Genomic DNA, 15,546 nt, shown 5'->3' on the forward strand with positions numbered 1-15,546 from the left:
TATGTTGTAAGGTATATTAATGAATAAGTATAGAATTGAGGAATTTTGTATGACAATTAAAAATGTTACCGTTGCTGGTGGTGGTGTTTTAGGCAGTCAGATTGCATTTCAAGCTGCCTTTACAGGTTTTAAAGTGACACTTTATGATATTAATGATGGCGCATTAGACCATGCCAAGCAATTATTAGCTAGCTATGTACCTGAATTTGAGGATTTCTATGATGATGGGGATAGAGCTGGTTCAGTGATCGACCAAATGTCATTTAGTACAAGTTTGGCCGAGGCGGTTGCTGACGCTGATTTGGTGATTGAAGCTATTCCGGAGAGTGTAAAAATCAAGGTTGATTACTACACGGAATTGTCAAAGGTTGCTCCAGCTAAGACAATCTTTGCAACTAATTCATCAACATTTGTACCTTCGCAGTTTTCGGAGTATGTTGACCGTCCTGAAAAATTCTTGGCCATTCACTTTGCTAACCAAATTTGGAAGAATAACAACGCTGAGGTTATGGGTCATCCAGGTACTGAAGATAAGTATTTGGATGAAGTTGTCCAATTTGCTAAAGATATTCGGATGGTACCATTCCGCTTATATAAGGAACAGCATGGTTATATTTTGAATTCATTGTTAGTGCCATTACTAGATGCCGCACAAAGGCTTTGGGTCAATGGAGTATCTGATCCAGAGACGATTGATAAGTCATGGATGATAGCTACTGGTTCACCAGAAGGACCATTTACTATCCTTGATGTGGTAGGATTAAATACACCTTACAATCTTGCTTTGGCTAAAGCTGATACAGATACACAATCTGCAGAAATTGCTAAGGCGTTGAAGGCCATGATCGATGATGGTAAGACAGGTGCTGCATCAGGTGAGGGATTCTACCAATATCCTAATCCAGCATTTTTGGAACCTGATTTCTTGAAATAAAAATTATAAATTCTTAAGATAAAAACTGAGAGCTAATAATGAGGTTCTCAGTTTTTTTATACAAATGATTTTTGGAGAAACAAAATGGCTAAATATCAAAATATATTGGTGACAGGTGGTGCTGGATTTATTGGCACAAACTTTGTTCGCTATGTGGTCGCCGAACATCCAGATGTCAAAATAACAGTATTGGATAAGTTGACTTATGCTGGTAATGATGAAAACTTAGCTGATTTACCAACAGATCAGGTGACGTTAGTAGTAGGTGATATCAATGATGCAAAATTGGTTGATGAATTGGTGCAAAAAGCAGATGCCATTGTTCATTTTGCAGCTGAGAGTCATAATGATAATTCGTTAAATGATCCGTCGCCATTTATGGAGACTAATTTAATGGGTACATTTACCCTGATTGAAGCGGCACGTCGTTATGGTGTTCGTTTTCATCATGTATCAACGGATGAAGTTTATGGTGATTTGCCCTTAGATAGTACTAGTCGGGATGAGAAGTTTACGCCATTGACGAGGTATGATCCATCTTCACCATATTCAGCAACCAAAGCCGGATCAGATATGTTGGTCCGGGCATGGGTGCGTTCGTTTGGCTTAAAAGCAACAATTTCAAATACATCGAATAACTATGGCCCTTATCAACATATTGAAAAGTTTATTCCACGGCAAATTACTAATATTATTAGTGGTATCAAACCGAAGTTATATGGGAATGGTCGTAATATTCGCGACTGGATCCATGTTTATGATCATGTAACTGGTATCTGGGAGATTTTGGTGCATGGTACGATTGGTGAGACCTATCTTTTGGGTGCAAATGGTGAACACGATAATCTTTCCGTATTAAGGGAAATTTTACAGGCTATGGGGAAGGCGCCAGACGATTTTGACTTTGTCAGAGATCGTGCAGGTCATGACTTGCGTTATGCTATTGATGCTACGAAAGCACGTAGTACGTTGAATTGGCAACCAAAGTATACGGATTTTGATGAGGGACTACAACACACAATTGCCTGGTATCGTCAAAATCAAGCTTGGTGGCAAAAAGATAAAGCAAAGGTAGAAGCTAATTATGCGAAAAATAAGCAATAAATCAATCAAAATTAGTTCATAATGTCAACACTGTTTCACCCTAGAAAAGGGTGTAAAATGTACCTAGAAAGGGAGGAATGCAAAAATGTCACAAATTAATTTAGGTGGTTCTGGTTTGATGGTCCCAACGATTGCGTTGGGTGCCATGCGTATGGGGGATAAATCAGACGCCCAAGCACAAGAAGTCGTTGAAACAGTGATGTCAAAGGGTGTTAATTTTTTTGATACCGCTGATATTTATGGTAATGGTCAGTCGACTTCAAAGTTAGCAGGTGCCCTTAAAGCAGCTGGCGTTAAGCGTGAAGATATTATCCTGCAATCAAAGGGTGGTATTTTATTAGACGAAGCCCCCGTTGCTGGCGATGGTATTTTGGGACCACGTTATGAATTTTCTAAGGATCATATCATTGCGTCGGTCGATGCCGAATTGTCACGTTTGAATACAGATTATTTGGATGTTTTCTTACTACACCGTCCTGATGCATTGGTACAACCCGAAGAAGTTGCCGCAGCATTTGATGTTTTGTCAGCAGCTGGAAAGGTTAAGCAGTTCGGGGTTTCGAATATGAATCCTTGGCAAGTAGAGTTGCTACAATCTGTATTGGACCAGAAGTTGGTTGCTAATCAATTACAATTTGGTGTGATGCATACGGGGATGGTCGATGCAGGTCTGCATGTTAACATGTCAGATGCTCGTTCAGTTGATCATGACGGCGGTATCTTACCATATTCACAATTAAAGAATATGACGATCCAAGCTTGGTCACCATTCCAATACGGTATGTTTGAAGGTCACTTTGTGGATAACGACAAGTTCCCAGAGTTGAATGCCAAGTTGCAAGAAATTGCTGATAATCATCATTCAACTAAGAACGGGATTGCTGTCGCATTCATTTTGTCAATGCCAGCAAATATGCAGGTTGTTTTGGGTTCAATGACACCAAGCCGCTTGACAGAAATGATTGATGGTCGCGATGTCCAATTGACGCACCAAGAGTGGTATGACATTTACTTTGCAGCAGGAAATGATTTGCCATAAGTTTGGATGCATATAATATAAAATGAAATAAAAATTGCCAGGTGCTTTTATAAAGTACCTGGCAATTTTTAGTCATCCATGATGTGATATATTGTACGGTGTGTTTAATTATAAATGATTGTACACAAGTTACAGGAAAACTAACGTCGGGCTATTTGCGTGTTGTTAGAGATATAATGGATGTATCAAGCTATGTTGGAGAATTGACTTGAAATGAAAAACATTAAGAGATTTTTTCTATTTATATTACTGGTTGTGATTTTAGGCAGCATTGGTTATGTTGGCTACCAGCAAAATTGGTTTGGCATCCATAATCAAATAGTACAAAAAATCCGCTCGCGGAAGGTACAGGTTGACGACAGTCATAAGAAGATATCTCTAAATAAGCGTCAGCAAATCAAACAGCGACTGATGCGGGAAACACAACCTGGTTTGAAAAAGCAGGGGTTTGTTAGTGTGCCGACGGTTGGCATTTTAGAGCCAGTTTTTAATGATGCCTATTCTGAAAAAGGTCTGCAAGCAGGAGCCAATTATGCGAATCGGAGTGATGCCGACCCGACTGGTAAACAAGCACCCATTATGGGAGAAAGCAACTATGGTTTAGCGAGCCACAATTTTGATGATGGATTGACAGGTTTTAGTGGTTTGCAGCAAAACTATCAGGATGATGAACCTTATTTAGTGAATGGACAGCGTCAAACAAATGATTGGTTGAATCACAAAGCTATTTACTTAGCTAATAATCATGGTATTTATGAGTACCGTATCAAGCACCAATATTTAGTTAAGGCGGATGATGTACATGTACTTGATCCAATTAAGGAGCCACAAGTAACAATTGTGACGTGCTTATTTCCAAGTACGTCGTACCGGATTATTACTGTTGGAAATTTGAAAGAAAGTTATGCGTGGGACAAAGCACCCACGCGCGTTGTGGCGTATTTTGATCTAACGAAACAAAAAACGAATGCCCATGCTGATTGGTACAACCCAGGTGTTGAAGAAGGTGTTAATGGCGATGCCGGTGGTACAAAAACAATTAAATAATGTGTTAACGAGATGATTTCTTAAAACCTACCACTTAACAACGACAAAAAAGTTGTGTTATTGTATACGCGTGGTAATCAAATGCTACACCACGGGAGGTTATTAACAATGAAAAAACAAGTTGCAGTTCTTGTTACTGATTTTGTAGAAGATGTTGAGTATACTGATCCGGTTACAGCAATTGAAGATGCCGGCCATGAAGTGACGTCAATTGGCTTTGAACAAGGAACCGTCACAGGAAAGCATGGTACAGAGATTACAGTCGATAAAGCAATTTCTGACGTAAAGCCAGAAGACTTTGATGCCTTATTCATCCCAGGTGGTTTTTCACCTGATCAATTACGTGCCGATCAACGATTTGTTGATTTTGTTAAATATTTCTTGGCAAAGAACAAGCTAACCGCAAGTATTTGCCATGGTCCACAATTAATGATCCAAACAGGGTTAGTACACGGACGGACAATGACGTCTTACCTGACTGTACAACCTGATTTGTATTATGCTGGTGCCCGTATTGAAGATAAGCCAGTGGTCATCGATGGTAACTTGATTACTAGTCGTGAACCTAAGGACTTGCCAGTGTTTAATGATGCAGTCGTCGCTGCTCTTGGCTAGTCTAGTAAGTCGTTTTGTTTTTAACTATTAATTATTTTTGTTAAAATGACGCTATATCCTAGCAGGATTAATTAGTTTTATTCACCGAGGAGGATTCTATTTATGACTGAGAACAATAAGAAATCAGAAGAAGTAGAGAAAGATTCTCAAGAAGAGGAAACAACACAATTTAGTCCACAAGAAGAGGTTAAGGGAAGGCCAGCACCAGCTGATTATAAAAAGGCTGATTAGTGTTTGTATAATCATTTTTAATGAAAAAAAGAATATCATATTGATTTAGATTTAGTTCTGGCAGGAATTGTGAAAGCAATTCTTGCCAGAACTTTTTTGTTTTTCGTTCTAGAAATAAAAACTATTCATAATTTTGTCGTATATTTAGGCCTGATATTTTTTGAAAATATGAAATACAGGACTAAAATCTGCTTGTGAAAAAAATATTTTGTGAATTTTTTTTATGACCTTTTGTTAAAGACTTACATTATGTAAATTGTATAAAACAAAAAAATGTAAAACAGTTTCACATAAGTGAATCATAAACATTTGTTAGCAGGCGATTTGACAATGTTTTTCTACTAAAGGATAAGAATAAAGTTATATAAGCGCTAACTTATGAACTTTTTGTGAATTTTTTAATGATATAAATCGAATTAAAATTGAACATTGTGAATTTTTTTATTTCGTTGTAACCTTGTTGTGAAGTTAGAAACCGCTTACATAAATAACAACATTAAATTTAAATGTTTTGTTAATGTGTAAGTCATCCAATGGGGGGATATTAACTATGCCAAAATACGTATTATCAATTGATGAGGGGACTACCAGTACTCGAGCTGTCATTTATGACAAAAAGGGTAAAGTGATTGCATCGGCTCAGCGTGAGATCACAATGTTCTATCCAGAACCAGGTTGGGTTGAGCAAGATGCTAATGAAATTTGGATTGCTGTCCAAGCAGTTATTGCAACAGCCTTGATTCAATCAGGAATTCACCCAGGTGATATTTCCGGAGTAGGTATTACCAATCAACGTGAGACAACGATTGTTTGGGATAAGGAAACTGGATTACCAATTTATAATGCGGTTGTTTGGCAATCACGTCAAACGGCACCAATTGCGGAAAAGTTAATTGCTGATGGCTATCAAGACATGATTCAAGAGAAGACTGGTTTAATTCCAGATGCGTACTTCTCAGCAACGAAGATTCGTTTTATTTTGGATCAAGTCAGTGGTGCTCAAAGCCGTGCTGAGAACGGTGAATTACTATTCGGTACGATTGATTCTTGGTTGGTATGGAAGTTGACCGGTGGGGAAGTTCACATTACCGATTATACCAATGCTTCTCGTACAATGATGTTTGATATTAAGAACTTGAAGTGGGATCAAGATTTATTGAATCTATTAAACATTCCATCACAAATGTTGCCAGAGGTTCGTCAATCTTCAGAAATTTATGGAACAGCTATTCCAGTTCACTTCTTCGGTGCTGAGGTACCAATTGCTGGAATTGCCGGTGACCAACAGGCAGCTTTGTTTGGTCAATTAGCTCTCAATAAGGGTGACGTTAAGAACACTTATGGTACTGGTGCTTTCGTTGTCATGAATACGGGTGATGATGTAAACATTTCTAAGAATGGTCTATTAACGACTATTGCTTATGGAATGGATGGCAAAGTAACATATGCCCTTGAAGGTTCAGTCTTCGTTGCTGGATCAGCCTTGCAATGGTTACGTGATGGTATGCGGGTCATTGAACAAAGTCCTGAAAGTGAAGATATGGCCAAGGCTTCTACTGATGAGGATGAAGTTTATGTTGTACCTGCCTTTACCGGATTAGGTGCACCCTACTGGGATTCAGAATCACGAGGATCAGTCTTTGGTTTGACACGTGGAACAACCCGTGAGGACTTCGTAAAGGCAACTTTGCAATCATTAGCTTATCAGAGTCGTGACGTTGTTGATGTCATGCGTCAGGAAACGGGAATTGATATTGCTAAGTTGCACGTCGATGGTGGTGCATCACTGAATAATTACCTCATGCAATTCCAATCAGATTTGCTACAAACAGAGGTATCACGTCCTGCCAATGTTGAAACGACGGCGATGGGATCAGCATTCTTAGCTGGTCTAGCGGTTGGTTTCTGGAAAGATGTTGATGAATTAAAGACAATGACACAACAATCAACTGAATTTAACCCAGAGATGACGGAAGATGATGCTGATGAGTTGTATGAAGGATGGCAATTGGCTGTGAAGGCCACACAGACCTTTAAGCCTAAGAAGCGAGGCAAGAAATAATGCAGTTTAAAAGTGATCAGCGCATATCAGCAATTCAACAACTGAAAGAAAATGACTTTGATGTTGTCATTATCGGTGCTGGAATTACTGGTGCTGGTATCGCGCTTCAAACAGCTGCTTCCGGATTACGGACAGCGATAATTGATATGCAGGATTTTGCTGAAGGAACTAGTAGTCGTTCAACAAAATTAGTACACGGTGGTATTCGTTACTTAAAGACGTTTGACGTTGATGTGGTTGCTGATACAGTTTCGGAACGTGCGCGTGTGCAGCAAGTTGCACCACATATTCCGCGTCCATCACATATGTTAATGCCACTTTATGATGATCCTGAAGCAACATTTACACCAATGAGTGCTGAGGTTGCGATGGGAATTTATGATAAGTTAGCTAACGTTCCTAAGGACAGCCCTTATGTGCATCGGCTACTATCGGCTGAAGAAGCCCATGACTACCTACCAATGTTAGATAGTAAAGGATTAGTCGGCTTGGCTATTTATCTAGATTATCAAAATAATGATGCACGTTTAACAATTGAAAATATTAAACAAGCTGTTAGTGATGGTGCAGTTGCTGTTAGTCATTTGAAGGCAACTTCAGTTACTCCTGATGGTTCTGGTAAGCGTATTAGTGTTGCAGATACATTTACGAAGGAATTATTTGATATTAAAGGAAAAGTCGTGATCAATGCGGCTGGACCTTGGCACGATTCGATTACAGAATTTGCGGATGAAACAACACAAGATGCTATTCGTCCAACTAAAGGTGTGCATTTAGTGATTAATCAGGACCGTTTACCAGTACCAAATACGGTATATTTTGATTCTGGTTTCCATGATGGTCGTATGTTATTCGTTATTCCACGTGCAAACAAGACCTACTTTGGAACAACAGATACTGATTATACCGGTGATTACTTGCATCCAAAGGTAGAAAAAGCCGATGTGGAGTATCTATTGACGGCCATGAATAATCATTTCCCTCATGCAAATATCACTGTTGATGATATTCAAGCAAGTTGGGCAGGACTACGGCCATTAATTGGTGGTACTGGTGATTATAACGGGAATACGAAAAAGAAGGTTGCATCTGATGAAAATCTACACACATTAGGTGAAAATCTCGATAAATATTTCAAGCATGAAATTGATCGTGAAGTCGTTGATGATCAGCTAGACAGCTTAGCAGGTAATAAGAAGAGTACTTCAAGTGTTTCACGTGGTTTCCAAATTAAGGCGGAAAACGGCATTGTTAATGTGTCAGGTGGTAAGCTTACTGATTACCGTCTGATGGCAACGGAAACAATGGAAGAAATCGCAAAGATTTTTGCTGATAAATTTGAAAAAACGATCACACCAGTTGATGCTACACAGTATTCTGTCTCAGGAGGTCACTTTGACCCAAACAATGTTGATGGTGAACTTGAAAAGTATGCTGAAGAGTTAGTGAAGTATGAAGTGAATGAAGTGAAAGCTAAGGAAATCGCTAGCCTTTATGGATCTAACACACCTGAAATTATTGAATATATCAAGACAGGTGTTTCAGCACCTAAGTTATCTGTTGCTGAAACCAGTATGTTGCATTACGCCATCGAAAAAGAATTTGTCTTACGTCCAATTGATTACTTCTTGCGACGGACAAATTACTTATTGTTTAAGTCAGAGGACTTAGCACGGCTTGAAACGCCAGTGATTGATGAAATGGCTAAAATGTTGTCTTGGTCTGACGAAACGAAACAGGCTATGACGGAAGAATATATCAGCGCACGTGATGAATCACAATTAAAAGCGCTAAAAAAGGAGTTTAAATAATGGCAGAGAGAATTCCTTTAATTGTTGCAAATTGGAAAACAAATAAAAAAGTAGCAGAGGTTTATGATTTCTTACAAGAAATTCAAGGGAAATTACCAGATGCTAACAAAGTAAAAGTCGGGATTGCAGCACAAGATATTTATTTGCATGAAATGGTTAAGCAAAGTAAAGAACTAAAGCTACCAGTTTCAGTGATTGCTGAAAATGTTCACTGGGCTGATGAGGGTTCTTATACGGGTGAAACTTCACCAGCTGCCTTGGCAGATATCGAAGTTTCAGGATCAATTATTGGTCACTATGAGCGACGCAAGATGTTTAAAGAAACCAACGGATCAGTGGGACTGAAGGTTACGGCATCACTACGTAACGGGTTAATTCCAATTGTCGCCATTGCTGAAGATACCACACGCTATAATCCAGATGACGAGGATATGGCACCTTTGACTGAAATTGCGGTTGGGCTAGCAGGTGTTGATCGGCAAAGAGCGGAAAATATTGTGATTGCATATGAGCCAGCATGGGCAATTGGTGCTGCCGAAACACCCTCATTAGAAGTTATTGAACATGCAGCACGGGTTATCCGTAAGTCGTTAGCCATCTTGTTTTCACAAGAAGTTGCTGATAAGATTCGTATTCAATATGGTGGTTCAGCTACGCCAGAAAATTCAAAAGATATTCTTGGGTTAGAGGATATTGATGGTTTGTTGATTGGGCGCGCATCACTTGAACCAACTGCATTCTTGAGTATGGTTAACGATGCTATTTAGGGGAAAATAAAAAAATGAAAAAGAAAATCTTTGGGGAAGTTTTTGGAAGTGCATTGTTGGTCTTCTTTGGACCAGCTTTGGTAGTTATGGGTGGGTACAATGACCTATTGGGACCTTCACTTGGTTGGGGTATTTCACTAGCCGTTTTGGTTTACGCATTTGGTCCTTTATCAGGTGCTCACTTTAATCCAGCTGTTACAGTGATGATGTTTTTAACAAAACAAATGAAAGCCGCTGAAACACTTATTTATATCGTTTCACAATTAGTTGGTGGTTTGATTGGTGGTTTGTTTTTGGTCTTGACCTATAAAGCTTACCTAAAGGGGGCTGGCTTGAGCTGGGCAACTGAAGTCGCTAAGAATAACTTGAATTCAACGGTATTTCCTAATATTTCTGCCGGTTTGGCATTTCTTGTTGAGGTAGTTTTGACCACAGTATTGTTAGTGGTTGTCTTGGTTTTGAACAATGATAAAACTAAGGTATATAACCTACAGGCACCAATCGCCATTGGGTTAACAATCGCTATTTTGGTCTTTGCTGCTGGTAACTTAACTGGTGCATCAATGAACCCGGTTCGTTCATTATTCCCAGCACTCTTCGCTGGTGGTATGGCCATGGACGATTTGTGGGTATATCTAACGGCACCATTTGTAGGTTCGATTTTTGGGGCATTGATTGATCGCTACATTTTGCGTGATTAAGACATCTAGATTATCAATATAGTTTAATTAGTAAAATCCCGTTTCCGATACATTGTTGGAAACGGGATTTTTTACTATTATTAATCTTTTTTAAAACTATCACGGTAAATCAAGGTTGGTGTCATTAGAGTGGTCGTTTGTACGGCCTTATTAAAGGAAATCATATCATCTAGCTTATCAAAAGCAGTAGCCACCAATTGTTGTATATCAATATGAAATGTTGTTAATGCTGGCTGAGTATACGCAGCACTGGCACTATCGTTAATACTAATAATTGCTATTTTATGGGCTAAATGAGGATCCACTTCATTTAGCGCATTGAGAACACCAATTGCTAGGGAATCAGAACTGATAAATAAAGCATCGATCGCCAAATCACTTTTAAGGATATTGGCAATTTTTTGACCAATAGTTAAGCCACTAGACATTGTAAAATCATGGGCCTGAAATAACAGGTCGGAATTATATAAATTAGCATCTGTCATAATATTTTTAAAGTAGTTTAAGCGACTATCAAGACGCACAACTTGGTTATTAGGTATATTAGTTGACCAATACCTGCCAGTTACAATACCAATGTTGGTAAAGCCGCGATTAATAAACAAATTTACGGCCTTGGTGGTTGCGTACTCTAAATCTGGCTGGACAGAACTAAAGTGTTCAGGATCAGGATTGCCATCGATGAATATAATGTGAGAAAAATTTTGACGTAACTGTGTTAGTTGCAATGTATCGAAATAGCCAACAGCGATAGCCCCATCATATGCATTGCTGTTGGTGCTATCTGGGATATTCATAAATGTAATGTCGATATATTCTTCTTTTGCATGTTCAGTAATACAGCGACGTAAATCATAATAGTAAACATCCTCAATTTCATGTTGCGGATTTAAACTAAAAAACACGGCAATTTTGTATTGCTTTTTGATTTCTTGTGGTCGTATGGGATAGTGTAATTTTTTGGTGGTTTCTAATATTTTTATTCGTGTGTTCTCTGACACGGATAATGTTTCATCGTGATTTAATAACCGTGAAACTGTGCTTTGAGAAAAACCGGCAACGAGAGCAATTTCTTTAATTGAGGTCATAATACATCCCTTTATAAATTATTGGTAAATAATTTTACTAACTAATACTATACCATTTGCAGAAAACGCTTACAATGTAAATTGAGACTGAAATTGTTCAAAATACGTTGGGGGGGTTAGTTATGAAAGAAATAACATCATTTGGACATGGTGGTGATTATAATCCAGAACAATGGTTAGATCATCCGGAAATTATTGCACAGGATTTTGAGTATTTTAAGAAAGCACATATCAATACAATTACGGTTGGTATTTTTTCGTGGGCGCAATTAGAACCAAGTGAAGGGAATTACCGATTTGATTGGTTAGATGATATTTTTGATCGTGCTGAGAAGCAAGGCATTAATGTTATTTTAGCAACACCAAGTGGCGCTCGGCCACGTTGGATGGCTGATCAATACCCAGAAGTATTGCGGGTTGACGAAAATGGTCAGCGTAACTTATTTGGTGAACGGCATAATCATTGTTATACGAGTCCAATTTATCGTGAAAAAATTCAAGCAATTGATCGGAAATTAGCTGAACGATATGGCCAGCGTAGCAACTTAGTATTATGGCATGTTTCTAATGAATTTGGTGGTGCATGCTATTGTGATTTATGCCAAAATGCCTTTCGTCATTGGCTAAAGGAAAAATATCAGACCCTTGAAAATCTAAATAAAGCTTATTGGGCAACATTTTGGAGTCATACGTATACCAATTGGGATCAGGTTGTTGCACCATCCCCACGCGGCGATCAAAACTTATTGGGATTAAATCTAGATTGGCATCGCTTTGTTTCAGACCAAACAATCGACTTTTATGAAGCAGAGGCAGAGGTGCTGCGTGAGGTAACGCCTGATATTAAAATAACCACTAACTTTATGGGTGGGAACCCAGATGATGAACATGTTTTCTTTGATTTGGATTACCAAAAGTTTGCTGAACATGTTGATATTGTTAGCTGGGACTCATATCCAAGTTGGCGAACTGATAATAAAAGTTCAGTGCAGTTGGCCATGAATACGGCAGCCATGAATGATGTCATGCGTAGTTTAAAGCATGATAATTATATGATTATGGAGAGTACGCCGTCGCAGGTTAACTGGCATCCGTTTAATCGTCCAAAGGCGCCAGGTATGCATCGTATGGGTGCTTTGCAAGAAGTCTCGCATGGTGCCAATGCGATTAATTATTTCCAGTTACATCAATCGCGTGGCTCTTCAGAAATGTTTCATGGTGCGGTTATTGGCCATGACTTACGTGATGATACACGTATTTTTAAAGAAGTGGCCCAAGTTGGTGATAATTTAGAGCATTTACAACCAGCATTAAATGCAAAAGCTTATCCCGCTAAGGTGGCAATTGTGTATGATTACGACAATATGTGGGCATTAAGTGATGTTCGTAATTATGCTAGTCAGACTATTAAATACTGGCAAACTATTCAGGAACACTATCAGTATTTCTGGGAACATGATGTGCCAGTTGAATTTATCAGTACATCAGATGAGCTAACAGATTATAAACTGGTTATTGATCCAATGCATTTTATGATGACTGAAACATTTGCTAACAAACTAAAAGAGTATGTTGCGGAAGGTGGTACGGTTGTTGGTACGTATATCACAGGACAGGTTGATGAACGATACCTTGCATATATAGGGGGCTGGCCGCAAGCTTTGCATGATGTTTATGGTGTTGAACCGATTGAAACAGACACATTATATCCATCGCAACGTGTCGCAATCGAAACAGGCCAAGCAAGTACCCAAGCACATGATTATGCCACAGTATTGGAAGTAGATCAGGCAACGGCGATTGCTAAGTATACGAGTGAATGGTATGCCGACACTGCGGCAATCACAAAAAATCAGTACGACAATGGGCAAGCCTATTACGTTGGTGCGCGCTTTGATAGTGAGTTTATGGCTAGTTTTTATGACGCATTAGTCACAGATTTGGATTTGCAGGTACCAACCGCGATTCATAAAACTGATGTGGCTATTCATATCAATGTACGTGCGGATGAACAAGCGAGCTATTATTTTGTAACTAACTTTAGTGATGTGGAACAAACATTTACAGTTACAACACCAATGCAAGACCTCTTAACAGGCACAACAGTGGGTGTTGGCACATATGAAATGTCAGCTTATGAGTCAAAAGTATTGGTTAAATAAGGTTAATAAAGGGAAATTTTATGAGTAAGATTAGTTATAAAGAGCGTATTGGATTTGCGCTAGGTAACCTAGGTCATTCAGCTTTTTATGGGGCATTAAGTACGTACTTTATTGTGTACGTGACCTCGGGGATGTTTGCGGGTGTTGAAAAATCAATTGCTAATAAGTTGATTGGTTTGATTACAACATTAGTTGTTATTATTCGATTGGCGGAAGTTGTTTTAGATCCAATCTTAGGTAATATTGTTGATAATACACGGACAAAATATGGTAAATTTAAGCCTTGGCTCTTAATTGGTACCATTGTGAGTGCAGTTTTGTTAGTTGTTTGTTTTACGGGTATTTTTGGATTATCAAAGGTTAATTGGTTATTGTTTGCGATTGTTTTCGTGATTGTTTTCGTTGCGCTGGATATTTTCTATTCATTTAGTGATGTGGCTTATTGGGGGATGGTGCCAGCCATTTCTGAAAACAGTAAAGAACGAGGCGTTTTCACAGTTTTAGGTACGTTTACAGGAACAATTGGTTGGAATGGATTAACGATTATCGTTGTGCCAATTACAACCTACTTTACGTATCTCGCAACCGGTAAACACGATCAGGGAAATGCTGGTTGGTTAGCATTCGCAATTATTATTTCTTTGTTGGCTGTTCTATGTTCATTAGCGACAGTTTGGGGCACAAAAGAGAAAAATAACATTATTCGTGATTCAGCTAATAAAGAAAAAACGTCAATTAAAGATGTCTTTGTAGGTATCGCAAAGAATGATCAAATGCTGTGGACGTCATTAGCTTATTTGATGTATTCTGTCGCTTACGTTGCTACTAATGGTGTTTTGTTCTACTACTTTAAATTTGTGCTTGATAAGCCAAACCAATTCTGGATTGCTGGTGTTGTCGCGACGATTGTTAGTTTCTTTACAGCACCACTTTATGGAATTATGAATAAGTTTATTCCACGTAAAGTGTTGTACTCTATCGGACAAATTGCCATGATTTTGTCTTACGTTATTTTCTTAACGGCACATGATAATTCAACTTTGATTACCATTGGGTTGGTATTGTTTAACTTTAATTATGCGCAATTAGTTACTGTGCTAACGTTGACCGATGCAATCGAGTATGGTCAATTGCGAAATGGTATCCGTAACGAAGCAGTGACGTTATCTATCCGACCATTATTGGATAAGATTTCAGGTGCCTTTTCAAACGGAATTGTTGGATTTATTGCGGTTGCAGCGGGTATGACGGGATCGGCAACTGCTAAGGACATGTCAGCTGGAAACATTCACACATTTGAGCTGTTTTCATTTTATACACCGCTAACTTTGGCAGCATTAGCCTTAATCATTTTCTTGTGGAAGGTTAAATTGTCTGAAAAAATGCACGCCGAGGTTGTTGACCAACTTGAAGAAAAGTTGGCAACTGATAATATTAATGTACCAGTAGATCCGATTGCTATTAAGCATCAGGCAATTATTGCGCCAGTTGATGGTGAGATGGCGGCTTTGGAAACGTTAAAGCATACAAATCAGGATTTGGCATTGTTCCATGGTACTGGATATGCAATTAAATCGGCAGTAGGTGAGGTTTATGCACCATTCGATGGTAAAATCCGCTTTACCTTCTCAACGCAACATGCGTTTGGTATTGAATCTGATAATGGTTTGTCAGCAATTATTCATGTGGGTATTGGTACAGTCAACTTACGTGGTGAAGGATTTAACTTACACTTTGTTGATGGACAAGAAATTCATCGTGGTGATTTGTTGATGACCTTTGATCAGGAGTTGATTCGTCGAAATGGTTATGATGATACAGTCATTATGTTCTTTGTTGATCCAAAACGAATTGAAAAATTCGAAGTTGTAGATGGTGCTGTACAACATGGTGATGATTTAACACCGGTGACATTTAAGTAAAATCACGCAAAGAGTTTATGAAAGATGATTTGTGAATTTGACACTTTTGCTAGATTTACATGA

General features: G+C 38.6%; 13 protein-coding genes. 12 read left to right on the top strand and 1 reads right to left on the bottom strand.

Translation table 11 applies throughout. The annotated features are described in order from the left end of the window. The first annotated feature begins 49 nt into the window (after window positions 1-49). From FOL01_RS01160 to FOL01_RS01200, 10 genes are all read left to right on the top strand, one after another. Complete coding sequence (locus FOL01_RS01160) at window positions 50-934, top strand: 3-hydroxyacyl-CoA dehydrogenase (protein WP_075268915.1); 885 nt, start codon at window positions 50-52, stop codon at window positions 932-934. Window positions 935-1,018: 84 nt separating this feature from the next. Continuing rightward, window positions 1,019-2,038, top strand: a complete 1,020-nt coding sequence (rfbB, locus tag FOL01_RS01165) for a dTDP-glucose 4,6-dehydratase (protein ID WP_075268916.1) — start codon at window positions 1,019-1,021, stop codon at window positions 2,036-2,038. Between the two features lie 85 nt (window positions 2,039-2,123). Next, entirely contained in the window at window positions 2,124-3,077 is a 954-nt protein-coding gene (locus tag FOL01_RS01170) for an aldo/keto reductase (RefSeq protein ID WP_075268917.1), read from the top strand. A 213-nt stretch (window positions 3,078-3,290) separates the two neighbouring features. Next, window positions 3,291-4,124, top strand: coding sequence for a class A sortase (locus FOL01_RS01175; RefSeq protein WP_075268918.1), 834 nt, complete (start codon window positions 3,291-3,293; stop codon window positions 4,122-4,124). Window positions 4,125-4,232: 108 nt separating this feature from the next. Then, the gene (locus tag FOL01_RS01180; protein WP_075268919.1) at window positions 4,233-4,739 is read left to right on the top strand and encodes a type 1 glutamine amidotransferase domain-containing protein; all 507 of its coding nucleotides are present in this window, start codon (window positions 4,233-4,235) and stop codon (window positions 4,737-4,739) included. A gap of 102 nt (window positions 4,740-4,841) precedes the next feature. Then, complete coding sequence (locus tag FOL01_RS11455) at window positions 4,842-4,970, top strand: hypothetical protein (protein ID WP_257787096.1); 129 nt, start codon at window positions 4,842-4,844, stop codon at window positions 4,968-4,970. Window positions 4,971-5,520: 550 nt separating this feature from the next. Then, window positions 5,521-7,032, top strand: coding sequence for a glycerol kinase GlpK (glpK, locus tag FOL01_RS01185; RefSeq protein WP_075268920.1), 1,512 nt, complete (start codon window positions 5,521-5,523; stop codon window positions 7,030-7,032). Then, the gene (locus FOL01_RS01190) at window positions 7,032-8,843 is read left to right on the top strand and encodes an FAD-dependent oxidoreductase (protein ID WP_075268921.1); all 1,812 of its coding nucleotides are present in this window, start codon (window positions 7,032-7,034) and stop codon (window positions 8,841-8,843) included. The genes glpK and FOL01_RS01190 overlap by 1 nt, the downstream gene beginning before the upstream one ends. Beyond that, window positions 8,843-9,610 (top strand): triose-phosphate isomerase, encoded by a 768-nt coding sequence (gene tpiA, locus FOL01_RS01195; protein ID WP_075268922.1) that lies wholly within the window; start codon window positions 8,843-8,845, stop codon window positions 9,608-9,610. Before FOL01_RS01190 ends, tpiA begins: the two co-directional genes overlap by 1 nt. 14 nt (window positions 9,611-9,624) lie before the next feature. Next, complete coding sequence (locus tag FOL01_RS01200; protein ID WP_075268923.1) at window positions 9,625-10,311, top strand: MIP/aquaporin family protein; 687 nt, start codon at window positions 9,625-9,627, stop codon at window positions 10,309-10,311. An 80-nt stretch (window positions 10,312-10,391) separates the two neighbouring features. Here the strand turns inward: FOL01_RS01200 and FOL01_RS01205 are convergent, their stop codons facing one another. Then, window positions 10,392-11,399 carry a LacI family DNA-binding transcriptional regulator gene (locus FOL01_RS01205; protein ID WP_075268924.1) on the bottom strand — a complete coding sequence of 336 codons (1,008 nt, stop codon included), beginning with the start codon at window positions 11,397-11,399 and terminating at the stop codon, window positions 10,392-10,394. Between the two features lie 122 nt (window positions 11,400-11,521). Between FOL01_RS01205 and FOL01_RS01210 the strand changes: the two genes are divergently transcribed. Both FOL01_RS01210 and FOL01_RS01215 read left to right on the top strand, forming a co-directional pair. Continuing rightward, a complete protein-coding gene (locus FOL01_RS01210; protein ID WP_075268925.1) occupies window positions 11,522-13,561 on the top strand; it encodes a beta-galactosidase in 2,040 nt (679 codons plus the stop codon). Window positions 13,562-13,581: 20 nt separating this feature from the next. After that, window positions 13,582-15,483, top strand: coding sequence for a sugar MFS transporter (locus FOL01_RS01215; RefSeq protein WP_075268926.1), 1,902 nt, complete (start codon window positions 13,582-13,584; stop codon window positions 15,481-15,483). The last annotated feature ends 63 nt before the right edge of the window (window positions 15,484-15,546 follow it).

This window comes from Weissella thailandensis (assembly GCF_001932615.1).
In the GTDB taxonomy this organism is placed as follows: domain Bacteria; phylum Bacillota; class Bacilli; order Lactobacillales; family Lactobacillaceae; genus Weissella; species Weissella thailandensis.